The 22,505-nt window shown below is 58.4% G+C and carries 20 protein-coding genes; 13 read left to right on the top strand and 7 right to left on the bottom strand.

What is annotated here, in order from left to right; translation table 11 throughout:
- Window positions 1-69: 69 nt before the first annotated feature.
- The 7 genes from QZ869_RS03625 to QZ869_RS03595 all read left to right on the top strand — a co-directional run bounded on the left by QZ869_RS03625 (window position 70) and on the right by QZ869_RS03595 (window position 7,902).
- Window positions 70-1,281: a pyrophosphate--fructose-6-phosphate 1-phosphotransferase gene (locus QZ869_RS03625; protein WP_296015179.1), complete on the top strand. Its 1,212-nt coding sequence runs from the start codon at window positions 70-72 to the stop codon at window positions 1,279-1,281.
- Between the two features lie 239 nt (window positions 1,282-1,520).
- Window positions 1,521-2,156, top strand: coding sequence for a LysE family transporter (locus tag QZ869_RS03620; RefSeq protein WP_296102496.1), 636 nt, complete (start codon window positions 1,521-1,523; stop codon window positions 2,154-2,156).
- A gap of 121 nt (window positions 2,157-2,277) precedes the next feature.
- Window positions 2,278-3,381, top strand: a complete 1,104-nt coding sequence (locus QZ869_RS03615; RefSeq protein WP_296102494.1) for a lytic transglycosylase domain-containing protein — start codon at window positions 2,278-2,280, stop codon at window positions 3,379-3,381.
- Window positions 3,382-3,581: 200 nt separating this feature from the next.
- Window positions 3,582-4,832 carry a DUF3419 family protein gene (locus QZ869_RS03610; protein ID WP_296102492.1) on the top strand — a complete coding sequence of 417 codons (1,251 nt, stop codon included), beginning with the start codon at window positions 3,582-3,584 and terminating at the stop codon, window positions 4,830-4,832.
- Window positions 4,829-5,506: a class I SAM-dependent methyltransferase gene (locus QZ869_RS03605; RefSeq protein ID WP_296102490.1), complete on the top strand. Its 678-nt coding sequence runs from the start codon at window positions 4,829-4,831 to the stop codon at window positions 5,504-5,506. Before QZ869_RS03610 ends, QZ869_RS03605 begins: the two co-directional genes overlap by 4 nt.
- A 140-nt stretch (window positions 5,507-5,646) precedes the next feature.
- Window positions 5,647-6,438, top strand: coding sequence for a GH25 family lysozyme (locus tag QZ869_RS03600; RefSeq protein ID WP_296102489.1), 792 nt, complete (start codon window positions 5,647-5,649; stop codon window positions 6,436-6,438).
- A gap of 237 nt (window positions 6,439-6,675) precedes the next feature.
- Window positions 6,676-7,902 carry a lytic murein transglycosylase gene (locus QZ869_RS03595; protein WP_296015218.1) on the top strand — a complete coding sequence of 409 codons (1,227 nt, stop codon included), beginning with the start codon at window positions 6,676-6,678 and terminating at the stop codon, window positions 7,900-7,902.
- Window positions 7,903-8,323: 421 nt separating this feature from the next.
- Here QZ869_RS03595 and metF read toward each other — a convergent pair whose 3' ends face one another.
- Both metF and QZ869_RS03585 read right to left on the bottom strand, forming a co-directional pair.
- The gene (gene metF, locus QZ869_RS03590) at window positions 8,324-9,220 is read right to left on the bottom strand and encodes a methylenetetrahydrofolate reductase [NAD(P)H] (protein WP_296102487.1); all 897 of its coding nucleotides are present in this window, start codon (window positions 9,218-9,220) and stop codon (window positions 8,324-8,326) included.
- A gap of 1 nt (window position 9,221) precedes the next feature.
- Window positions 9,222-10,235: a metalloregulator ArsR/SmtB family transcription factor gene (locus QZ869_RS03585; protein ID WP_296015236.1), complete on the bottom strand. Its 1,014-nt coding sequence runs from the start codon at window positions 10,233-10,235 to the stop codon at window positions 9,222-9,224.
- A 297-nt stretch (window positions 10,236-10,532) separates the two neighbouring features.
- Between QZ869_RS03585 and QZ869_RS03580 the strand changes: the two genes are divergently transcribed.
- Window positions 10,533-11,003 (top strand): VOC family protein, encoded by a 471-nt coding sequence (locus QZ869_RS03580; protein ID WP_296015238.1) that lies wholly within the window; start codon window positions 10,533-10,535, stop codon window positions 11,001-11,003.
- A gap of 97 nt (window positions 11,004-11,100) precedes the next feature.
- Here QZ869_RS03580 and ettA read toward each other — a convergent pair whose 3' ends face one another.
- Entirely contained in the window at window positions 11,101-12,750 is a 1,650-nt protein-coding gene (gene ettA / locus QZ869_RS03575) for an energy-dependent translational throttle protein EttA (protein ID WP_296015240.1), read from the bottom strand.
- 116 nt (window positions 12,751-12,866) lie between these two features.
- On the opposite strand from ettA, the gene QZ869_RS03570 reads away from it, so the two are divergent.
- From QZ869_RS03570 to QZ869_RS03555, 4 genes are all read left to right on the top strand, one after another.
- The gene (locus QZ869_RS03570; RefSeq protein ID WP_296102568.1) at window positions 12,867-13,832 is read left to right on the top strand and encodes an alpha/beta hydrolase; all 966 of its coding nucleotides are present in this window, start codon (window positions 12,867-12,869) and stop codon (window positions 13,830-13,832) included.
- A 72-nt stretch (window positions 13,833-13,904) separates the two neighbouring features.
- The gene (locus tag QZ869_RS03565; RefSeq protein ID WP_296102486.1) at window positions 13,905-15,110 is read left to right on the top strand and encodes a CaiB/BaiF CoA-transferase family protein; all 1,206 of its coding nucleotides are present in this window, start codon (window positions 13,905-13,907) and stop codon (window positions 15,108-15,110) included.
- Window positions 15,107-16,771 (top strand): thiamine pyrophosphate-binding protein, encoded by a 1,665-nt coding sequence (locus QZ869_RS03560; RefSeq protein WP_296102485.1) that lies wholly within the window; start codon window positions 15,107-15,109, stop codon window positions 16,769-16,771. Before QZ869_RS03565 ends, QZ869_RS03560 begins: the two co-directional genes overlap by 4 nt.
- Before the next feature lie 152 nt (window positions 16,772-16,923).
- The gene (locus QZ869_RS03555; protein WP_296015245.1) at window positions 16,924-17,688 is read left to right on the top strand and encodes a HugZ family protein; all 765 of its coding nucleotides are present in this window, start codon (window positions 16,924-16,926) and stop codon (window positions 17,686-17,688) included.
- A 113-nt stretch (window positions 17,689-17,801) separates the two neighbouring features.
- Here the strand turns inward: QZ869_RS03555 and QZ869_RS03550 are convergent, their stop codons facing one another.
- The 3 genes from QZ869_RS03550 to QZ869_RS03540 form a co-directional block, all read right to left on the bottom strand.
- Window positions 17,802-18,143 carry a RidA family protein gene (locus QZ869_RS03550; protein WP_062440491.1) on the bottom strand — a complete coding sequence of 114 codons (342 nt, stop codon included), beginning with the start codon at window positions 18,141-18,143 and terminating at the stop codon, window positions 17,802-17,804.
- Between the two features lie 43 nt (window positions 18,144-18,186).
- Window positions 18,187-18,525 (bottom strand): TIGR01244 family sulfur transferase, encoded by a 339-nt coding sequence (locus QZ869_RS03545; RefSeq protein WP_296015249.1) that lies wholly within the window; start codon window positions 18,523-18,525, stop codon window positions 18,187-18,189.
- A gap of 123 nt (window positions 18,526-18,648) precedes the next feature.
- The gene (locus tag QZ869_RS03540; RefSeq protein ID WP_296015250.1) at window positions 18,649-19,485 is read right to left on the bottom strand and encodes an aldose 1-epimerase family protein; all 837 of its coding nucleotides are present in this window, start codon (window positions 19,483-19,485) and stop codon (window positions 18,649-18,651) included.
- Window positions 19,486-19,697: 212 nt separating this feature from the next.
- On the opposite strand from QZ869_RS03540, the gene QZ869_RS03535 reads away from it, so the two are divergent.
- On the top strand, window positions 19,698-21,152 hold the full coding sequence (locus tag QZ869_RS03535) for a L,D-transpeptidase (protein WP_296078494.1): 1,455 nt from the start codon (window positions 19,698-19,700) through the stop codon (window positions 21,150-21,152).
- A 114-nt stretch (window positions 21,153-21,266) separates the two neighbouring features.
- Here the strand turns inward: QZ869_RS03535 and QZ869_RS03530 are convergent, their stop codons facing one another.
- Window positions 21,267-22,496: an MFS transporter gene (locus QZ869_RS03530; RefSeq protein ID WP_296102483.1), complete on the bottom strand. Its 1,230-nt coding sequence runs from the start codon at window positions 22,494-22,496 to the stop codon at window positions 21,267-21,269.
- Window positions 22,497-22,505: the final 9 nt, after the last annotated feature.

Genomic DNA, 22,505 nt, shown 5'->3' with positions numbered 1-22,505 from the left:
TTACATGACCATGATGCTGTCGCATCCATTTGCCCCGACACGCATTGGAACTGACAAAGGAGAGCCTCGATGGCCAAACAGAAAGTCGCAATGTTGACCGCGGGCGGCCTGGCGCCCTGCCTCTCATCTGCTGTCGGCGGATTGATCGAGCGTTACACCGACATCGCTCCCGAGATCGACATCGTGGCATACCGCTCCGGCTACCAGGGCGTGCTTCTGGGCGATAGCGTCGCAATCACAAAAGAAATGCGCGAAAAAGCTCCGCTCCTGCATCGCTACGGCGGCTCGCCAATCGGCAACAGCCGCGTGAAATTGACCAATGCTGCAGACTGCGCCAAGCGCGGACTGGTGAAGGAAGGCCAGAACCCGTTGCAGGTTGCCGCAGACCGCCTCGCCAAGGACGGGGTGACCATTCTCCACACCATTGGCGGCGACGACACCAACACAACCGCCGCCGATCTCGCCGCTTATCTCGGTGCAAATGGTTATGATCTCACCGTTGTCGGCCTTCCGAAGACTGTCGATAACGACGTGGTGCCGATCAAGCAGTCGCTCGGCGCATGGACGGCTGCCGAAGTCGGCGCAAATTTCTTCGACAATGTCAGCAACGAACAGAGTGCTGCACCCAAGACCTTCGTCATTCACGAGGTCATGGGCCGCCACTGCGGCTGGCTGACGGCCGCAACTGCACGCGCCTATATCCAGAAGGTCAAAGGCAACGACTATGTCGAAGGCCTGTTAATGGGCGAGGAATTGAAGCGCATCGATGGTCTTTATCTGCCAGAAATGGCCTTCGACATTCAGGCGGAAGCCGAACGCCTGAAAAAAATCATGGAGAAGAACGGCTTCGTGACACTCTTCGTGTCGGAAGGAGCGGGCCTTGATTCCATCGTGGCGGAGCGTGAAGCGGCTGGCGAAGCGATCAAGCGCGACGCCTTCGGTCACGTGAAGATCGATACGATCAATGTCGGCGGCTGGTTCCAGAAGCAATTCGCAAGCCTTATCGGCGCCGAGCGCACCATGGTGCAGAAGTCGGGCTATTATGCCCGCTCGGCTCCCGCCAACGGCGAAGACCTGCGGCTGATTCACAGCATGGTCGATCTCGCGGTAGAAAGTGCGCTCAACAGAATCTCCGGCGTCACCGGCCATGATGAGGATCAGGGCGGTAAGCTGCGCACGATCGAGTTCCCGCGCATCAAGGGCGGCAAGCACTTCGACATCTCCGCGCCGTGGTTCGGTGACGTTATGAATCATATCGGCCAGCCATTTAAGGCTGCATAAACTGAGGCGTCTGCCTCGACAAAACAGACGAAATTCGCGTGGTTATGCATCCATTGGCCCGGAAATCGGTTTGATTTCCGGGCCAATGATTTTTGTACGCTGTGAGGGTATGAAGAGCCTGGCGTGGCTTTCGCACAACGCGGAGCGGGAAAGACGGCTATGTTGGCAACTCCATGTGACGAAGGCTTTATTATCGCCTCGTTGCTTGGTAAATTGATCGGATGGGCAAGGAGGTATTCATGTCCGCACAAGTCTGGCTGGTCTTCTTGGCAGCCTGTACCATTCTTTTCGCATTGCCATCGCCCGTCGCCTTCAAGGTGGCAACCTACGCGGTTGTCCGCGGCAAGCGCACCATGATCGCGTCCGTCACAGGCGCGGCACTTGGTGTCATGATGACCTTTACGGCTGCCGCGATCGCGATTGCTGCGACGACGTTTGCACCTCAATCCTTCATCGAAATTTTTCAATGGGCGGCCAGCGGCTGGTTGATGCTCTTTGCTCTATGGACGGTTGCTACACCGGCAGCACGCGAATCTCAGGCGGAGAACGACAATCTACCGGGCAGAACGCTCGGCTCAATCTTCGTCGATTGTTTTATGCTGTCGGCCTTGCGGCTGCGCTACTTCGCATTCTTCGTCGCTTTCCTGTCGCAGTTCATCAACCGCTCACGCGATACCCTCGAGATGTTGACGCAGATGCAGGCTGCGGCCCTGCTCGTTTCGATTTTGTGCCTGACGCTTCAAGCGTTTTTTGGCCGCAGCACTATCGCTCTCGTGCGCCGTGCGTCGGCCACGAAAAGGATCAAAAGCGCCCGTGGAACACGCTTCATAACGGGTCGCGCCGTGTCCGCCGGCTATCGTCGAATCGCGGCCTGACACGCAACTGCTTCTCACCGTCTTGCTGGATTCCTTACAATGCGTTAATGATCCGCCCAGGAGACTGCGTGCTTCGTTTGATACGGGGGCATCAAACGGCAGGCAAATTAGAGGCGGCAGCATGATATTTTCTGACAATTTGCGCCTTCGATCGGCGTCACTTTTGTCGTCCACTATGGGCTTGGCACTGGCATTGGCAGGATGCACCAGCGTCGAATATTCCGCAAATTCTGACATTAAATCCCCCAAGATTGCAGCAGCATCCGCTTCTGCGCATGCACCGTCTACAGCACCTGAAGCGCAGGCGCAGGCTGAAGGTCAGCAGCCCGGCACTGTTGCGGCGGCAGCACCAAGTACCGCCACAAGCAACGCAAGCTCTCAAATCGAAGTCGCATCGGCGTCTGCTACCACGCACCTTCCCGCCGCCGCAGCCGTCAAGGGCGGTCGCGTCGCACTGCCACCCGCAGCCGAAATTGCAGCCGCAGCGGCCATTTCCGCGCAGATTCAGTCGCCGACCGGCGCACCGCAGCTGGCGTCTGCCTCGACCGGCGCCTCGCTCGGCGCAACCCCCGTTGCAGCAACAGCGATGACCACCGGACACGCAGCCGGTCTTCAAGCCGCGGCCAGCACATCCGCAACCGCATCCCTGCCGCAGGTCGCCGCGGTCAAGGGCGCGTTTCCGCCAGCGCCACCACCGCCCGGCACCCCATCGGCTGCGCCTGTGCAGTTGACCGAAGACATGGTGCGGGCACAAACCATTGTTCCGCTGCCAAAGCCGGACAGCACCGTGCTTGCCTATGCCTCCGCCCCGCAGAACGCAGCATTGGCTGCGATCAGCACGCGCGAGGGTCTCAGTACCGGACCGCAGCCCGTCGGTCGCGAGAAGCTCAGCGGTCTGATCTCCAAATACGCCACCATGTACAGCGTGCCGGAAGATCTGGTTCACCGCGTCGTCATGCGCGAAAGCCGTTACAATCCCGGCGCTTACAATCATGGCCATTTCGGCCTGATGCAGATCAAGCACGCCACCGCTCGCTCCATGGGCTTCAATGGCCCGGCTTCCGGTCTCTTCGATGCCGAAACCAACCTGCGCTATGCGGTAAAATATCTGAGCGGAGCCTGGAAGGTGTCCGAGAACGACCGCGACGGTGCCGTTCGTCTTTATGCTCGTGGATACTACTACGACGCCAAGCGCAAAGGCATGCTCCACGTTCTGCGCCAGTAGCAGACGGGCAAGTGCTTTCCCTCATATCAATCTGAACTGTTGCGCAGTTTTGAGTTGAAATCCAGCTTTGAGCATGTGGCCGACAGGTGCAGTGGCGCGACGCCACCCTGCCCGCTCGTATCTCTCACCCGTATCTGCCGTCATGAAACTGTTGCGTCCTGACGCTACACGCCTGTCACCCGAACGATAGGTGGAATCATATGACGAATGCTGCCCCCAAAACCGGCTTCAGCAAAAACACCAAGCTCAAAAGCGCACTTCTCCAGCACAAGCCGATATCGACCAGCGGCTTTTCGGAACGGCTGTTCGGCATGCTGTTTTCCGGCCTCGTCTATCCACAAATCTGGGAAGATCCAGAGGTCGACATGCAAGCCATGGAACTGCGCGACGGCCATAGCATCGTCACCATCGGCTCTGGCGGCTGTAATGCATTGGCTTATCTGTCGCGCAGCCCAAAAAGCATCGATGTCGTTGATCTTAATCCACACCACATTGCGCTGAACCGCCTGAAGCTTGCAGCTTTTCGTCACCTGCCGAGCCATAGCGACGTGGTGCGCCAATTCGGAAAAGCCGATATCGCCACGAACAGCCACGGCTATGATCGCTTCATCGCTCCAAACCTCGACCCGCAGACGCGGGCTTACTGGTCTAAGCGAACCATCGCAGGACGCCGTCGCATCTCGGTCTTTGATCGCAACATCTACCGCACCGGCCTACTCGGACGCTTTATCGGTGCTGGTCATATCCTGGCGCGCCTTCACGGAGTGAAGCTCAACGACTTGGCGAATGCCCGTTCTGTCGAAGAGCAGCGTCAATTCTTCGATCAAAAGGTCGCCCCGCTCTTTGACAAGCCGATGGTGCGCTGGCTTACCAGACGCAAGAGCTCACTCTTCGGTCTTGGCATTCCACCTAAGCAATATGACGAACTTGCCAGCCTTTCAGAAGGCAATACCATAGCGCCGGTGTTGCGCAGACGCCTGGAAAAGCTCGCATGTGATTTTCCACTGAAAGACAATTACTTCGCCTGGCAGGCTTTCGCCCGTCGCTACCCGGACGCAGGCGAAGGGGCGCTACCGGATTATCTGAAGGCGGATTATTATGACGCCATTCGTCGAAATACCGATCGCGTCAGCGTCCACCACGCTACCTTCACGGAGCTTTTGGCTTCGAAACCCGCCTCATCGGTAGATCGTTACGTGCTGCTGGACGCGCAGGACTGGATGAGCGACGTGCAGATCAACGACTTGTGGGCGCAGATCAGCCGCACGGCGACAGCCGATGCCCGAGTGATCTTCCGCACAGCGGCAGAAAAAAGTGTCATCGAAGGCCGTCTTTCATCCGATATTCGTGCACAATGGTCCTATCTCGAAGACCGCTCGCTGGAGCTCAACGCAAAAGACCGCTCAGCCATCTATGGCGGCTTTCATATCTATCAGAGGGCGTCAGCATGAAGAGCATCGGAGACAGCGTGGGGCTTGCTGACGTCCAGCATGCAACCCTCATGGACAGGATGTACCGCCACCAGCGGCACATCTATGACATCACACGCAAATACTATCTCCTCGGCCGTGACCGAACCATCGAGCGCCTGGATGTGCCCCATGGCGGAAGCCTCCTGGAAATCGGCTGCGGCACTGGCCGAAATCTTCTCCTCGCAGCCCGCCATTTTCCGCTCGCCAAGCTCTATGGCCTGGATATCTCCTCCGAAATGCTTGCGACTGCGGCGGAAAACTTTTCGGGAAAGACGGCGCGTCCCACCTTGCGTGTGTCCGACGCAACCACGTTCCGCCTTTCAGAATTTGGCCGCAACGATGGTTTCGATCGGATCATGATCTCCTACGCAATCTCGATGATTCCGGAATGGGAGAAGGCCATCGAACGCGCCCTCCTCTCGCTCGCGCCTGGCGGATCCTTGCACATCGTCGATTTCGGCCAGCAGGAACAGCTGCCGGTCTGGTTCCGCTCACTGCTTCAGGCATGGCTGACGAAGTTTCACGTCACCCCCCGGACCAATCTGCGCTTTGTGCTGGAAACGCTTGCCGGAAGGCACAATGCCCGACTGGAATTCGAGCCGATTGCACGTGGCTACGCCTGGAGGGCGGTGCTGACCACGCCCAACAGCTGACTGACGTTTTCAGGATGATTTTATCGCGCGGACTCTTGTCATAACCGCTTGTTTACCCTGTTATGGTAAACGAGGATTAACGATATGCGCTTTCGAACCGAAGGCCGTCATCGGCGCGACATCATTTAACTGGGAACATCATGCGGCGGCTCATTCCGGCTCTTCTTGGCACCTTGCTGCTTGTCAGCGGCTGCACCTCCACCAGTTATGATTTTCTGGAAACCGCATCCGTTGCGAGACCGAAATTCAAGGATAGCGATCCGCATGATTTTGGCCGCAAATCGCCACATGGTCATGAGGTCCACGGCATCGACATCTCCAAATGGAATGGCGAGATCGACTGGGCGACGGTGCGCAAATCCGGCGTGTCCTTTGCCTTCATCAAGGCAACGGAAGGGACCGACCGCGTGGATTCCCGTTTTGACGACTACTGGCGCGGTGCCGCCGCCGCCGGTGTGCCGCACGCGCCCTACCACTTCTATTATTTTTGCGCCCCTGCGGAAGCGCAGGCTCAGTGGTTCATTCGCAACGTACCGAAGGAATCGATGAAGCTGCCGCCGGTTCTCGATGTGGAGTGGAACCCTGCCTCGCCGACCTGCAAGACCCGCCCTTCGCCGGACGTCGTACGCGCCGAAATTCAGCGCTTTCTCACCCGCATCGAAAATCACTACGGCAAGCGTCCGATCATCTACACCAGCGTCGATTTTCACCGCGACAATCTCGTCGGTCAGTTCAAGGATTACCGTTTCTGGGTGCGCTCGGTTGCCGCACACCCATCGGAAATCTATCCGGACCGCCAATGGGCCTTCTGGCAATATACCGGCACGGGCGTCATTCCCGGCATCAGCACGCCAACAGATATCAACGTCTTTGCTGGAAGCGAAAAGAACTGGCGCACATGGGTCGCCTCGGCGTCCAACACTCGCAGTTGAGGGCGACCAATCCTTCGAACCGGCAAGTTTTGCCAAGCCTCTCGTCGTGAAGCGGCTTGATACACTCGCGCCGCAGCCTTTTAACTTGATTTTTCCGCCGAGAAGGGCAGATGTGCTGCGAAATAATCGCAGGGCTTGAGGAAACCTAAGCCCTGCTATTGTCTTTCACGATGTCGCCCATGCTTCTGCCACAAAGGGCATGAAACCAGTGGGCCAATCGCACATTGAGGAATTCCGATGTTCAGCTTCCCGCAACGCAGCCTGGTAGTCGCTGCCACGCTCTTCGCCCTGTCCTGCGGCTCCGCTCTTGCCGTAACCCCAACTGTCTCTGCCGATGATCCGAAACAGGTTGCCTGCGGTGGCGATCTGGCCACCTTTCTGAAAGGCGTGAAAGAAGAGGCCGTGGCCAAGGGTGTTCCTGCAGAGGCCGTCGACAAGGCACTGGCAGGTGCGCAGATCGACCAGAAGGTCCTGGCGCGCGACCGCGCCCAGGGCGTTTTCCGCCAGACCTTCCTCGAGTTCTCTCAGCGCACCGTCAGCCAGGGCCGCCTGGACATGGGCCGCAAGAAGATTCAGGAATATTCCTCTGTCTTTAAGCGTGCCGAAGACGAGTTCGGCGTACCAGCCGGTGTCATTGCCGCCTTCTGGGCTATGGAAACCGATTTCGGCGCCGTGCAGGGCGATTTCAACACGCGCAACGCTCTTGTGACGCTCTCGCATGATTGCCGCCGTCCGGAGCTCTTCCGACCACAGCTGATCGCGCTCACCGAAATGGTGCAACATGGCGATCTCGACCCAGCCACGAACACGGGCGCATGGGCAGGAGAGATCGGCCAGGTTCAGATGCTGCCAAAGGACATCATCGCCTTTGGCGTCGATGGTGATGGCGATGGGCACGTGAACGTCAAGGGCAGTGCGCCGGACGCCATCCTGACGGCTGCGAAGTTCATTCAGCATCTCGGCTTCAAGAAGGGTGAGCCCTGGATTCAGGAAGTGTCGGTGCCGGAAAACCTGCCATGGGAAAAATCCGGCCTCGGCGGGACGATGACCGCTGGTGAATGGTTCAACCTCGGGGTCACGCCGCGCGACGGCGACAAGAAGTTCGCAAACCTCCAGGCAGCGCTCATCATGCCGCAGGGCCGCAAGGGACCGACCTTCCTCACCTACCCGAACTTCAACATCTATCTCGAGTGGAACCAGTCGTTTATCTACACGACCTCTGCGGCCTATTTCGCCACACGTCTGATGGGCGCTCCGGTCTACACCAAAGGCAACCCGGATCCCGGCCTGAACGATGCCGAGATGAAGGAACTGCAGACGAAGCTGGATGCCAAGACACATGATGTCGGCAAGATCGATGGCATTCTTGGCTCCGGGACGCGCATCGCCGTTCAGCGCGAACAGCAACGTCTGGGCCTGCCTGCCGATGGCTGGCCGACCCGCGAGCTTCTCGACAAGCTCTAATGATCTGAGACGATCGGATTCGATGAAAATGGCCGGGGGAAACCTCGGCCATTTACTTTTTTAAGGTCAGAATAACGAAATCTTCACCGTGTAATATAAGTTGTTTTTCAATGGATTGCTGCCGCAATTTCACCCATAAGCGGCCTGTTTGGTGTGCAGTGCATCATAAAAAGCGCTTTTCAAAAGACACAAAACGGTCATAATGCTTACTGTCAACGAACAGGAGGCAGAGCATGGGACTTACAAATTCTCTTAATGCCTTGGCAGTCGGCGTGGCGTTTGCGTTTGTCGGATTGATGCTTTTCATCTGACGACACGTTGGGGTTTAGGACGCACGGCCGCAAGTTGATCCTCATAAGCCATTAAAAAAGCGCAGGTTTTGGTACCTGCGCTTTTTTTATCTTGAATGACTGCGGTTCCATCAGGCAGCAGATCTGCGTGCTGGACGGAAGCCGACATTCTCCAGAACCGCATTCACCAGAGGCGCGCGGTTCATGGTGTAGAGATGAAATTCGTTAACGCCGCGGCGGCGCAGGTCTTGGATCTGCTCGGCGGCGACATCGGCGGCAACCTTGGCGCGGCCTCCCGGATCATCGTCATAACCAGCAAAGCGCTCGTCGAGAAAGGCTGGAATGCTGGTGCCGCAGCGACCGGCAAAACGCTTCAACTGCGTGAGGTTCTGAATAGGCATGATGCCCGGCACGACCGGTATTTTGATACCGGCTTTGGTGACGCGCTCCATGTAACGCTCGAAGATATCATTGTCGAAGAAGAATTGTGTCAGCGCCCGCGTTGCGCCGTTATCCGCCTTGAGCTTCAGCATCTCGATATCGACGGCGTCGCTTTCGCTCTCCGGATGCTTTTCCGGATAGGAGGACACCGAAATCTCGAAGTCGCCCAGTTCCTTCAGGCCGCGCACCAGGGCAGCGGCGTTCTCGTAGCCTTCCGGGTGCGGCCTGTAGGCCGTACCGATTCCCGTCGCAGGATCGCCTCGAAGCGCAACGAAATGCTTGACGCCCACATTGCGCAGCTCTTCCACAACCTCATGTGTCTCGCGCTTGCTGGCATCCACGCAGGTCAGGTGCGATGCCGTCGACAAGCCTGCCACCGAGATCATCCGGCGCACTGCTTCCAGCGTCGGCGCCTTGGTGGTGCCCCCTGCCCCATAGGTCACGGACACGAAGTCCGGGTTCCAGCGGGACAGTTCTTCCACCGTCTCCCAAAGCTGCACATCCATATCGGGGCTCTTCGGCGGGAAGAACTCGAAGGAAAGCTTGAAGTCGCTGGAAGGGTTGCGGTCGATTTCAGTCTTGGTCATATCATGCCCTCCCGGCGGAAACGAATTGAGCCTCTGCCGATTGATCCCCGGCAATCAGCAGGCGCGGGTCGCGTGCAACCCAGATGGTGACGTCCAGCGACTGGGCGGATGCCTTGCCGGAATGCAAGTCCATCGACTTTTCCGGCGAGAGACCGGCCTTCTTCAGCCACTCTTCCATGGTCTGGTTCGAAAATCCCAGGCGGACATGCGCGTGCTCTTCCCGCAGATATTCCAGAGAATGCGGCGCCAGATCGATGATCACCAGACGGCCATTGGGGCGCAGCATGCGCGCCGCCTCGGCAATCGCCATTTCCGGATGATCGAGGAAGTGCAGAACCTGATGGACGACAACCAGATCGAAATCCTGGCCTTCCAAGGGCAGATTGAGAATATCACCATGGCGCACAGACGCGTGGGCGACACCCGCCTTATCCAGATTGGAGCGCGCGACGGCCAGCATGTCACGGCTGGCGTCGATGCCGATGGCACGACGATAGATGCCGCTCAGCAGCTGCAGAATACGGCCAGTCCCCGTTCCCAGATCGAGCATCGAGTCGACCGGCGTGGTGCCGATCAACTTCAAAAGTGCCGCGTCCACGGCCTCATCGCTGACATGCAGACGTCGAAGCTCGTCCCACGCAGAGGCATTGCGGCTGAAATATTCCTGCGCGCGAGCGGCGCGCACGCGTTTGACCGCGGCGAGGCGCTCGTTGTCGCGCGCAAGAACCGCATCGGCGGAGGATGCAAGTGATAACAACTGCTTCACGAGCTCGGCTGACTTGCCATCCTGCTTCAAACGGAAGTAAGCCCAGGCACCTTCCTGATAGCGGTCAATCAGATCTTCTTCTGCAAGAAGCTTGAGATGACGCGAAATGCGCGGCTGCGACTGACCAAGGATTTCGGTGAGATCTGTCACAGTCAAGTCACCGGCAGAGAGCAGCGCGAGGAGACGAAAGCGCGTAGGCTCTCCCGCCGCCTTCAATAGATCCACCAGATTATCCAGTCCAAGCGCCAAAGCCGCAACCTCACCCAATCAACATATAAAGATATCTTTATACGATTGAGTCAGAGATGCAAGACTGGACTTCGATCCGCACAAGAAAAGCACTTCGAAAAGGCCGGAGCGAAGCCGACCTGTCAGGAAGACGGTCGGCACGATAATCCAGCCGCGATCGATCCGACTACACGATCCGTGACTTGCCACCCCCACGCGATTTCCAAAAAACTCTATTGACCTCAACTATACTTGAGGTCCTACCAACACGGCGTTCCAAAAAACAGCCGCGATGCAGGCTCGACAAGGTGTACGCTCGTGATTTCACTCAAAGGTCTCTACGAAACCCATTTTACCGTATCGAACCTTCATCGATCCATAGATTTCTACCGCGATGTTGTGGGATTGGAGCTGGCCCACACCATTCCGGAACGGAATGTCGCCTTCTTCTGGATCGCGGGTCGCGAGACCTCCATGCTTGGCCTGTGGTCCATACACAGTTCTCCGTTGCGCAGTCGGTTGCACATCGCTTTTCAGACCAGCCTTGAGCAACTGCTCGAAGCATCCGAGTACCTGCGTTCAAAAAACATCATCCCCCGCGACGGTGCAGGATCGGAGATCGAAGAGCCGATCGTCTTTCCATGGATGCCCGCAGCCAGCGTCTACTTCGACGACCCCGATGGTCACTCTCTTGAGTATATCGCGCTCTTGACGGATCAGCCTCGGACAGACATCCCTGGGACGCTGACATTCTCCGAGTGGAAGCAACTGACTGCCGATAATTCCTGAAGCAGAGACAACTCCAGAAAAAAGAGAGGCGGAATCATCTCCCGCCTCTCTCGCCTTATGGATCTAGAACCGCTTTTTCTAACTCGGCTGAGAAAACTCAGCGCGTCAGGCGCTTGTAAGCCTGGCTGCCCGGGTTCAGCGCATCAGGGCCAAGACGGCGGATCTTGTCCTGTTCGTAATCTTCGAAGTTGCCTTCGAACCATTCCACATGGCCATCGCCTTCGAAGGCGAGGATGTGTGTGGCCAGACGGTCGAGGAACATGCGATCGTGGCTGATGATAATGGCGCAGCCGGCAAATGCTTCAAGCGCGCTTTCGAGCGCACCCAGCGTTTCGGTATCGAGGTCGTTGGTCGGTTCGTCGAGGAGAAGAACGTTGCCGCCGGCCTTCAGCATCTTGGCCAGGTGAACGCGGTTGCGCTGACCACCGGAAAGATTGCCGACCTTCTGCTGCTGATCGCCGCCCTTGAAGTTGAAGGCGCCGCAATAGGCTCTGCTGTTCATGTCGAACTTGCCGAGCTTGATGACTTCTGCACCGCCCGAAATTTCTTCCCAGACGGTCTTGTCGGCATCGAGCGCATCGCGGCTCTGGTCGACATAGCCGAGATGAACCGTTTCACCGACGCGGATCGAACCGGCATCCGGCTTTTCCTGACCGGTTATCATCTTGAAGAGCGTCGACTTACCGGCACCGTTGGGACCAATGATGCCGACGATGCCGCCTGGTGGCAGCTTGATCGACAGGTCGTTGATCAGCGTGCGGCCTTCGAAGCCTTTCTTGATCCCTTCAAGCTCGATAACAACCTGTCCGAGACGTTCTGAGACAGGAATGATGATCTGCGCGTCACCGGGACGGATGTTCTCGGCCGCATCAACCAGCTGTTCGTAAGCCTTGATACGCGCCTTGGACTTTGCCTGACGAGCCTTGGGGCTCGAAGCAATCCACTCCTGTTCGCGCGAGAGCGACTTCTGGCGACCGGCTTCTTCACGCGCTTCCTGCTGCATGCGCTTGGCCTTGGCCGTCAGATAGGCAGAGTAGTTGCCTTCGTAGGGAATGCCACGGCCACGATCAAGCTCGAGGATCCAGCCCGTGACGTTGTCGAGGAAGTAGCGATCGTGGGTGATCATCATGACGGCGCCGGGGTAATCGCGCAGGTGCTTTTCGAGCCAGGCGATCGTTTCAGCATCAAGGTGGTTGGTCGGTTCGTCGAGCAGCAGCAGGTCCGGCTGCGATAGCAGCAGACGGCAAAGCGCAATACGACGACGCTCACCACCCGAAAGCACTGTGACATCGGCATCCTTCGGCGGGCAGCGCAGCGCTTCCATCGCCATTTCGACCTGCTGTTCCAGATCCCAGAGGTTCTGGCTGTCGATGATATCCTGAAGCTTGGCGCCTTCGTCGGCGGTCTCGTCGGAATAGTTCATCATCAGTTCGTTGTAGCGGTCGAGAACGGCCTGCTTGTCGGCGACGCCCTCCATGACGTTTTCGAAGGCGTTCTTGTTGGGATCGAGCTTCGGCTCCTGCTCCAGATAGCCGACAGTCGCGCCTTCGGCCAGCCAAGCTTCGCCCGTGAATTCCTTGTCCTGACCGGCAATAATGCGCAGAACCGTGGACTTACCGGCGCCGTTCGGACCGAGAATACCGATCTTGGCATCAGGGTAGAAGGAGAGGTTCACGTTCTCGAGAATCTTCTTCGCGCCATAGGACTTGTTCAGCCCGGACATGTGATAGATGAATTGGCGTGCCATTGTAGCGAATGCTCCGCGTCGGATTTGAAAATTCGGATTGGGAAATTTGCCGCTATGTAAGGTAAACGGGGCTGAGGAGCAACCTCTTGGCCAATAATAAGCAAGTGGAACAGCGCATGGGCGACGATCTGATGTTCGGTAAAATCGAGCGGCTCGAGAGCCCTTCCGGCGCCACACTCGCCTATCGTCATGAGGCTGCCAGAAGCGAACCGCGCGGCGTCCTGATGATCTTGCACGGACTTGTGGACCATGCCGGGCGATACAGGCACTTTGCCGATTTCATGGCCAGCCACGGTTTCCAGGTCTATGCGCATGACCATCGCGGCCACGGCCGCACGCGCTCTGCGGACGCTCCCATAGGACGCTTCGCTCCCAAGGATGGACTTTACAAGGTCGTAGAGGATGTTATCGCCATGCGAGATCTCATCGCGAAACGTCATCCTGGCCTGCCGGTTATCCTCTTCGGTCACTCCATGGGCGGGTTGATTGCGCTCAACACTGCCGTAAGCCACCCGGACCGTTTCGACGCTCTCTCCATCTGGAACTCCAATTTCAACACCGGCGTGATGGGTCGCCTCGCGCAAGCGGTGCTGCGCATCGAAAAAATGCTGAAGGGCTCGGACGTGCCAAGCGCCGTTCTGCCGCAGGCCACCTTTCGCATCTGGAACGCGCGTATGCCGGAGAAGCGCACAACTGCCGACTGGCTGAGCCATGACAAAGCAGCTGTCGATGCCTATGTGGGCGACCCGCTCTGCCAGTTCGAAGCCAGTGTTTCGCTGTGGCAGGATGTCTTCGAGATGTCTTATCGCGGCCCGAAGCTGATGGAGCGCCTACCCAAACAACTTCCCGTCCTCCTCGTAAGTGGTGACGAGGATGCCGCCACCAATAACGGGCGGGAAATCCACTGGCTGGCGGAGAGGTTTCGCAACGCCGGTTTCTCGTATGTTGAGAACACGATCTATAAGGGCATGCGCCACGAAACACTGAACGAGATCGGCTGGGAAAAGCCTGCAGCGGATTTCGCGGCCTGGGCTGCGAGAGTGACGGACGGAAAGAAAAGTGACATTGCCCAAACGGAATAAACCCATGAGATAAATTCACATGCGCGCTTTCACCCACCCGTTTATAAGGCTGGGGAAAGCGCAAGGTAACTCATGGTCGAACCATCATCGTCGAAAGAGCCGCCCCTCAAGGGCATCCGTGTCATCGAACTCGCCCGGGTTCTGGCAGGCCCATGGGCGGGCCAGATGCTGGCCGATATGGGGGCCGATGTCATCAAGGTTGAAAGCCCGGATGGTGGCGACGATACGCGCGCCTGGGGACCGCCCTTTGTCGAGAGCAAGGATGGCGACAATCTTTCGGCCGCCTATTACCATTCGACAAATCGCGGCAAGCGCTCCATCACTGTCGACCTGAAGACTGAGGAAGGCCGCCAGACCGTGCGGCGTCTGGTTAAGACCGCCGATGTGGTGATCGAGAATTTCAAGCGCGGCGGGTTGGAGAAATACGGCCTCGATTACCACAGCCTGCGCGCGCTCAATCCAAAGCTCATCTACTGCTCCATCACCGGTTTCGGCCAGACTGGCCCCTATGCGGATTTTGCCGGTTACGATTACATCGTTCAAGGCATGTCCGGCTTCATGTCGATTACCGGTGAGCCGGACGGCCAGCCGATGAAGGCAGGCGTTGCCGTTGCCGATATCTTTACCGGCATCTATTCCGTGACAGCGATCCAAGCGGCGCTCATCCACACGCTCCGCACTGGAGAGGGTCAGCACATCGATATGGCACTTCTGGATGTGCAGTCCGCCGTGCTGGCCAACCAGAACATGAACTACCTGATCTCCGGCAGGCCACCCGTCAGGCTCGGCAATGCCCATCCGAACATCTCGCCCTATGAGGTGGTGCCAACAGCCGATGGTTTCCTGATCCTCGCCGTTGGCAATGACGGTCAGTTCAAGCGCCTCTGCAAGATCCTCGGTGTCGATGCGATCGCTGAAGACGAGCGTTATGCGACCAACAAGGCACGCGTTGCGCACAAGCTGGAGGTCCGCCAGATCGTTTCCACAGAGACGCTCAAATGGATGAAGCGCGATTTGCTGACGGCTTGCGAAAGCAACGCAGTTCCAGCAGGTCCGATCAACTCCATCGAAGAAATGTTTGCCGATCCACAAGTTCAGGCACGCGGTCTTCGCATAGACCTGGAAGCCCCGGATGGAACGGTCATCCCTGGCGTTCGCACGCCCATCGTGCTCTCTGAAACGCCGCTACGCTACAACCGTCCAAGCCCGCGCCTTGGAGAACATCAGGCCGAGGTTCTGGCCGAACTGGACGATATCGAAAGGAACATCGCGCAATGACGACTTTGGGAAAGAGAACCGGCGGCCAACTGATCGTTGAAGCGCTGAAGGCCAATGGCGTGTCGCGCGTCTCCTGCGTGCCCGGGGAAAGCTATCTGGCGGTTCTCGATGCGCTTTATGAAAGCGGCATCGAAACCGTCGTCTGCCGCCAGGAAGGTGGTGCCGCCATGATGGCTGACACCTGGGGCCGACTGACGGGAGAGCCAGGCATCTGTATGGTCACACGCGGCCCGGGCGCAACCAATGCCTCCGCCGGTCTACATGTCGCAAGACAGGATTCAATTCCGATGATCCTCTTCATCGGCCAGGTGCAGCGCGACGCACGCGAACGCGAAGCCTTCCAGGAAGTCGAATATCGCCGCGCCTTCACCGAATTCGCCAAATGGGTCGGCGAGATCGACGATGCCCGCCGTATCCCCGAATTCGTCACACGCGCCTTTGCGGTGGCAACATCCGGTCGCCCCGGCCCCGTCGTGCTGACACTGCCGGAAGATATGCTGGTGGAAGAGGTCGAAGCCCCGGAAGCCAAAGCCTACACGCCAGTGGAAAACCATCCCGGCCCCAAGCAGATGGCAAGGTTCACAGACCTGCTCGCAAACACCAAGCGTCCGATGTTCATCCTCGGCGGCACGCGCTGGTCGGAAGAGGCCGTTGCCTCCTTCAAGAATTTTGCTGAAAACCTGAAGGTGCCAGTCGGCTGCTCCTTCCGCCGCCAGATGCTCTTCGATCACACGAGTTCGTCTTACGCAGGCGATGTCGGCATCGGCATCAATCCGGCGCTATCGAAGGAGATCAAGGAGTCCGATCTCATCGTGCTTGTCGGCGCCCGCATGTCGGAAATGCCGTCCTCCGGCTACACCATGCTGGACATCCCCTACCCGTCGCAGACGCTGGTCCATGTCTTCCCGGAAGCCGAAGAGCTCGGCCGCATCTATCGCCCGGATCTCGCCATCTGCGCAGCGCCAGAGGACTTCGTCGAGGCTCTGACAGAGCTCAAAATGGATGCAAACCCGGCCTGGGCGGAACGCACCTCTGCCATGCACGAGGCCTATCTGAAATGGTCCACACCACCCCAGACCGGTCCCGGCAACGTGCAGATGGGGCCGATCATGGACTGGATCGAGGCCAATGTGTCGGAAGACGCAATCTTCACCAATGGCGCCGGCAACTACGCCACATGGGTCCACCGCTTCCACCGTTTCCGCCGCTTCAACACACAAGCCGCGCCCACGTCCGGCTCCATGGGTTATGGCCTGCCGGCAGCCGTTGCGGCCAAGCATCTCTTCCCCGAGCGTGAAGTCATCTGCTTTGCCGGTGATGGCTGCTTTATGATGCACGGCCAGGAATTCATTACAGCCGTACGCTACGGCCTGCCGATCATCACCGTGCTCGTCAACAACGGCACCTATGGCACGATCCGCATGCACCAGGAACGGGAATATCCCGGCCGCGTCAGCGCCACCGATCTCGTCAATCCGGACTTCGTCGCCTATGCCCAAGCCTTCGGCGGCCATGGGGAACTGGTGGAAAAGACCGAAGACTTTGGTCCTGCCTTCGAGCGCGCACGCGCCAGCGGCAAAGCGGCCATCATCGAGATCAAGCTTGACGCAGAAGCGATCACCCCTGCCCGCACGCTGACGCAGATCAGGAACAAGAGCTGAGGTAGTAGATCTTCCTGTCTTCCCTCATCCCTGTCTCCGTGGCAGAGATCAGGCTGAAGCGCTTGCGCGCAACCAAGGTGATTTGTCGGCCCAATATTCTTGGGCTGCCTTGGTCACCTTGAAAAGCCGGAATGAAGGAACGACAAGCCGCCATGCACAACAGCAAAATCCCGGTCATCACACCCCGCAATGCCACGATCGAAGCTTCGGCTGGTGCACCATTCGAGGCGATCCGGGTGGCGCGTGATGTGTTGTTGACATCACGAACCTGCGGTCTGGCAACTCTCGATCCCGCAAGCGGCTATCCCTACAATACCGCCACCAACATCGCCGTCGAGCCGGATGGAACGCCGTTCTTCTTCGCCGCGCGCCTGGCGCTTCATGCCCGCAACATCGAGGCCGATCCCCGCATCTCGCTGGTGCTGGCTCCCTTCAACAAGGGCGACGCCCTTACCTTGCCCCGTCTGACATTGGTCGGCCGGGCGGAACTTATGAGCGACGCGGAAACACCACTCGCCAAGGCGCGCTATATCGCACGCTACCCAAAGGCCAAGCTCTACCTCGGTTTGCCGGACACCCAGCTTTACCGGATGAGAATCGACGGTGTGCAGATCAATGGCGGCCCTGCGCGCAACGCCAACAACATCACCGCCGACGACCTGCGCACGGATCTGAGCGGCGCAGACAGTTTGATCGCTGCGGTTGACGACGAGATTTCCCGCATCAACGCAATCAAGGGCGAAGCTTCACGGCTCGCCGTCATGGCCGGTAGGAAGCCCGGGGCATGGAAGGTCACCTCGATCGATCCTGACGGCGTCAATCTGGCCTCGTCACAGGATCTGGCAAGACTGTGGTTTGCCGAGCGGGTCACCGACTTGAATCAACTTGCCAAGGCACTGACTCAATCTGCGAAGTGATCGCGGTAAGCGATTCGAACGGAAAGAGAATTGGCCGTTCTCGCACATAATCTCCGTCCAACGAAAAAGCCGGCCCAAAGGACCGGCTTTTGAAAAAATCGATCGTTAAGCGATCAGATTGCGGCAGTGACGATGAACTCGACCTTGTAGTCCGGCGTCGCGAGCGCTGCTTCGCTGGTGGCGCGCGCTGGCGGGTTTGCCGGGTCGATCCAGCCTTCCCAAACCGCGTTCATTTCGCCGAACGTGGACATGTCGGAAAGGTAGATGATCGTCTGCAGGATCTTCGACTTGTCGGAGCCGGCCAGAGCCAGCAGGCGATCGACTTCAGCCAGCGCGGACTTGCTCTGCTCGGTCACGGAGGTGCCTTCGCCGACCTGACCTGCGAGGTAGACGGTGTTGCCGTGAACGACCGCGCCGCTCATGCGCTTGCCGGGTTCGATGCGCTTGATGCTCATAGTAAAACTCCTGTTTGGTAGGCTTTGGATAAGAGGTGCGGGATCAGCCCCGCAGATGATGGGTCTTTTCGTAGATGGCAGTGGAGCGTGCGCCGGAGCGGCAATAGCCAAGCATGGGGCGCTGCAATTCATCCAGCGCATCCACCATGCCGGCCACGGCATCGGGATCGACGCCAAAGCGGCCGACCGGCACATGCATGATGGTGAGGCCAAGCTCTTCAGCACGTTCGGCGATATCGGCAAAACGCGGCTGGCCTTCTTCCTCGTCATCCGGGCGGTGGCATACGATGGATTTGAAGCCAAGCGCTTTCACCTCGTCGAGATCGGCCACGCTGATCTGTCCGGTAACGGAGTAATCGTCATCGATGCGTCTGATATCCATCTTCTATCCTCCGAGGGTAACGGCTTCGTAGCGCTCCAGGACCGCCATTTCACGAATTCCGCCTCCGATGTAAGGGGTTGAGCCGGATGCGTCAATGACAGGCCTTTCCAATTAAACAGCGGTTTAAAGAATAGAAAAGCGCAAACCATAGGTGCGGCTTTCACCCGGCTGCAGCATGTTGAACTCGCCCTCACGCTCCAACTCAGCCCGGTCGACCCACCGGTGCGAAACAGGCTCTATGCCAAGCACATTGGCGGGGCTCTTCTGGTTTCGCCACATCTGCAGATAGGGCAATGTGTCGGTGCGAAAAGAAACCTTGAGGGTGCGACCGCCAATCGACGCAATTGGCCCAAGTGTCAGCGATGACCAGCCGTTTTCCGCCTGCGCGGGGACACAAAAGACGCTGCCGGGCTCCTCGCCGAAACGCCAGCCAAAGCCGCCACCTTCAAAGGATGCGCTCTCCAGCCGCACGGCGTCGTCGAAGAGCTTCGCAGCGACGTTCATGTGATACATGAGGAAGGTAGGACGGGTGTGATCGCTGGTATTGGTCACGCGGTCCTCCAGGCTTACCTCTCCGGTCGCACCATCGATTCGCCAAATCCGTTCCAGCAGCGCCGTGCCGCCGTCAGCCAGCCCGACCGGAACCCGCGCCGCAGCTTCGGCATTACCGTCCGTCAGAGACCATCGGGTGATCTCCGCAGTATGAGAGGAGAAAGAGCCATGCAACGGGTATTTCCGTCCACTCGCATCGCCTGCAATCGGTTGGGGATGGCGAATATGATCAGGACCGCAGGTGAACAAGAACCCCTCAAGCGAGTGATCGATTCTCGGATCGCCGTCATCCGGAATGGCGCGCTCGGGTGCGATATTCACACCATCGACGATGCAGGGGCCGATATCAAGCATGGATGTGTCGTCGAGAAAGATGGACGGCGACTTTCCGGCTTTGAATTCTTTCATCAGCGGCTCCTCCCAGGCATGTCTGCGGCACACTCGACCAGGGTTTTCCTGCGAGAATGCGAAAATTCCGTGACGCAATTGACGCATCGCTCACGCAAAAGCTATCGCAGCCGCGTAAAATTAAGATTGCATTAACCGCGAATTCACCTTTTTCACAATAGGGTCAAGATTACCGTGTGTTTATTGGGACTAACCCAAGGGATCGCAAGAACGTGAAACTTTTTCTTAACGCCGTGTTCTGTCTCGCAGTCGCAGCGTCGCCGGTGCTTGCACCGTCGAACGCGTCCGCACAACAGCGCTATGTCACTCAGGAACAGGGCGTTCTGGTCGCACCCGACGGCACCGTTCTGGATTATCTTCCGAACCCGAACGATGTTGTCATCAGCCGTGACCGTATGGGTCGCACCGTTTATTACGATCGCTACGGAAATCTCGTCGGCACGCAGATGCCCGGCGGCGCTCAGCAACAGCCGCAGGCGCCGCGTGATCCCTACCAGGCACAGCGCGACCCCTATTACAGCGAGCCAGACACCTACTACCCGCCGCCACCCGGTCGTTATCGCGAGCCGGAGCAGCCACGGCGGAGCTATGGGTACCAGGAAAATCAACGCTATCAGGGCGAAGGCCAGTACCGTGATTATCGCGAGTTTCGCAATGATGGCAACAGCGACGGGGTCTACACCGGCTCCGTCGAGCCGCGCCGTGGTGATGTCGAAAGCGGTCCTTTGAGCCAGCCCATGCCGGGTGAAAGCACCACCGCTGCCGTGCCCCAGCCAGACCATCTGATCGAACGCAACCAGCCTGTCACAGCACCGGTCAATCGTTCGCGCCAGGAGATTGTCGCCCTTCAAGTCTTTCTAGACCGCGAAGGCATCTCTCCCGGTGTGATCGATGGCAAGATGGGCGACAACGTCAACAAGGCAATTGCGGCTTGGCAGGAGATGACCGGCGAAAGGCTGGATCCCAACAATACCGACGACATTCTGGAGCGCCTGCGCAACAGCGGCGGTCTGGCGATCGTGGATTACACGATTACAGCAGCCGATGCAGCGGGCCCTTACGTCGCCTCTATTCCAGACGACTACGCCGCCAAGGCCGCTCTCCCCGCCATGTCCTACACGTCCACGACGGAAGCCCTGGCCGAGCGCTTCCACATGGATGAGACCTATTTGAAGGAACTCAACCCCGGCGTCGATTTCACCGTTCCTGGCACCATCATCAAGGTTGCAAACCCCGGTGAACCGAAGAAGGGCCAAGTTGCCCGCATCGTAGCGCATAAGGGTATCAAACAGGTCTTTGCCTATGACGAAAGCGGCACGCTGATCGCTGCCTATCCGGCGACCATCGGTTCTTCAGACACGCCCTCGCCAAGCGGCACACATACTGTTGAGCGCATCGCGCTGAACCCGGGCTACACCTATAATCCGAAGATCAACTTCCAGCAGGGCCAGAACACTCAGATCCTACAAATCCCGCCAGGCCCGAACGGCCCAGTCGGAACAGTCTGGATTGCGCTCTCCAAGCCGACCTACGGCATCCATGGAACGCCAGAGCCCTCCAAGATCGGCAAGACCAACAGCCACGGCTGTATCCGCCTGACCAACTGGGACGCAACGGAATTGGCGAAGATGGTCCGCCCCGGCGTGGTGGTAGAATTCGCGGAGTAAACTCCAACCTCTGAAAACAGAAATCCCCGGCCTCTGACCGGGGATTTTTTTGTTTCTAGACCGCTGCCGCGCCTATGAGAGGCCGATCGAAGAAGTGGAGGAGACAGGTTCTCCTCAGCCCAGTCTCACCGCCCGCCTCTCTCCTCTACGTTCTGTTAGAAAGAAGCCAAGCGCCATGATCGGCAGTGCAAAACCCAGCCATGAGGCCGCCGTCCACTGCCCATGGGAATAGGCCCAGCCACCAAGCGCCGATCCGACCGCGCCACCCATAAAGAAGGTTGCCATGAAGACGCCGTTCAGGCGGCTGCGAAACTCAGCGCCCAGCGAAAAGATGGCACGCTGGCTCAGCACCAGATTGGTGGTGACGGCAAAGTCCAGGATGATGGCGGCGATAACGAGGAGCGCTAGAGACAGATGCGACCCTTCCGGTGCGATATGCGTAACGAGAAAGGATGTCGCAGCAGCGCTGAGCGCAAAGAGCGTCGCGCCCCACGTCCAGCCTCGATCCGCCACACGTCCGGCTATGGGAGCGGCGATGGCACCGGCTGCACCTGCCAGCGCGAAGAGCGCGATTTGACCTTGCGATAGCTGGAAAGCAGGACCGCTCAGATAAAGAGGCGTGGTCGTCCAGAACAGGCTGAAGGCCCCGAACATGGCTGCCTGGTAGGCTGAGCGCCGCTGCAGAAGGGGCGTCGTGCGAGCAAGTTCTGCCATTGAAGCCAGCAGAGCGCGATAGGGCAGCTTGGCATCGGGCATGCGCCGCGGCAGTTGACGATAGAGCACAGTCGCCAGAATACCCATCGCCACAGCGGAAACGAGGAAAACACCGCGCCAGGAGACGAACTCCGACAGGATGCTGGAGACCGGGCGCGCCAGCATGATGCCAACCATCAACCCGCTCATGACATTACCGACAACACGCCCGCGGATTGCGGCTGGGGTCATATGCGCCGCAAAAGGAACGATCATCTGAACCGCCACAGAGCTGACACCAACAAAGAACATCGCAAATAGAAAAGGACCGGCATCTGGCGCGAGCGCCGCCGAAATCAGAGCCAGAACCGCCGTGGCAACAGTACCGACAATAAGTTTGCGATTTTCAACGAGATCGCCGAGCGGTACGACGAAAAGAAGTCCTAGCCCATAGCCGATCTGAGTGAGCGTCACGATCAGCCCGGTCGCGGCCGACGAAAGGCCCAGTTCAGGGCCGATCACACCTGCTAGCGGCTGTGCGTAATAAATGTTCGCTGCCACGAGCCCACAGGCGCTCGCCAGCAAAAATATCATCGCGGAAGACATCGTCTCTTCCGTCGGTTCATCCGTGTCGATAGCTTTCAACGCCATAACGTCACT

Origin of the sequence: uncultured Agrobacterium sp. (genome assembly GCF_913777885.1) — a bacterium.
Taxonomy (GTDB): Bacteria; Pseudomonadota; Alphaproteobacteria; order Rhizobiales; family Rhizobiaceae; genus Agrobacterium.
Note: the sequence above shows the minus strand (reverse complement) of the source record. Positions and strands in the feature narration are given on the sequence as shown.

Bases quoted from the DNA above. Each gene is read 5' to 3' on its own strand.
- QZ869_RS03625 (WP_296015179.1), top strand. From the start codon at position 70: ATGGCCAAACAGAAAGTCGCAATGTTGACCGCGGGCGGCCTGGCGCCC.
- QZ869_RS03620 (WP_296102496.1), top strand. From the start codon at position 1,521: ATGTCCGCACAAGTCTGGCTGGTCTTCTTGGCAGCCTGTACCATTCTT.
- QZ869_RS03615 (WP_296102494.1), top strand. From the start codon at position 2,278: ATGATATTTTCTGACAATTTGCGCCTTCGATCGGCGTCACTTTTGTCG.
- QZ869_RS03610 (WP_296102492.1), top strand. From the start codon at position 3,582: ATGACGAATGCTGCCCCCAAAACCGGCTTCAGCAAAAACACCAAGCTC.
- QZ869_RS03605 (WP_296102490.1), top strand. From the start codon at position 4,829: ATGAAGAGCATCGGAGACAGCGTGGGGCTTGCTGACGTCCAGCATGCA.
- QZ869_RS03600 (WP_296102489.1), top strand. From the start codon at position 5,647: ATGCGGCGGCTCATTCCGGCTCTTCTTGGCACCTTGCTGCTTGTCAGC.
- QZ869_RS03595 (WP_296015218.1), top strand. From the start codon at position 6,676: ATGTTCAGCTTCCCGCAACGCAGCCTGGTAGTCGCTGCCACGCTCTTC.
- metF (WP_296102487.1), bottom strand. From the start codon at position 9,220: ATGACCAAGACTGAAATCGACCGCAACCCTTCCAGCGACTTCAAGCTT.
- ettA (WP_296015240.1), bottom strand. From the start codon at position 12,750: ATGGCACGCCAATTCATCTATCACATGTCCGGGCTGAACAAGTCCTAT.
- QZ869_RS03570 (WP_296102568.1), top strand. From the start codon at position 12,867: ATGGGCGACGATCTGATGTTCGGTAAAATCGAGCGGCTCGAGAGCCCT.
- QZ869_RS03565 (WP_296102486.1), top strand. From the start codon at position 13,905: ATGGTCGAACCATCATCGTCGAAAGAGCCGCCCCTCAAGGGCATCCGT.
- QZ869_RS03560 (WP_296102485.1), top strand. From the start codon at position 15,107: ATGACGACTTTGGGAAAGAGAACCGGCGGCCAACTGATCGTTGAAGCG.
- QZ869_RS03555 (WP_296015245.1), top strand. From the start codon at position 16,924: ATGCACAACAGCAAAATCCCGGTCATCACACCCCGCAATGCCACGATC.
- QZ869_RS03550 (WP_062440491.1), bottom strand. From the start codon at position 18,143: ATGAGCATCAAGCGCATCGAACCCGGCAAGCGCATGAGCGGCGCGGTC.
- QZ869_RS03545 (WP_296015249.1), bottom strand. From the start codon at position 18,525: ATGGATATCAGACGCATCGATGACGATTACTCCGTTACCGGACAGATC.
- QZ869_RS03540 (WP_296015250.1), bottom strand. From the start codon at position 19,485: ATGAAAGAATTCAAAGCCGGAAAGTCGCCGTCCATCTTTCTCGACGAC.
- QZ869_RS03530 (WP_296102483.1), bottom strand. From the start codon at position 22,496: ATGGCGTTGAAAGCTATCGACACGGATGAACCGACGGAAGAGACGATG.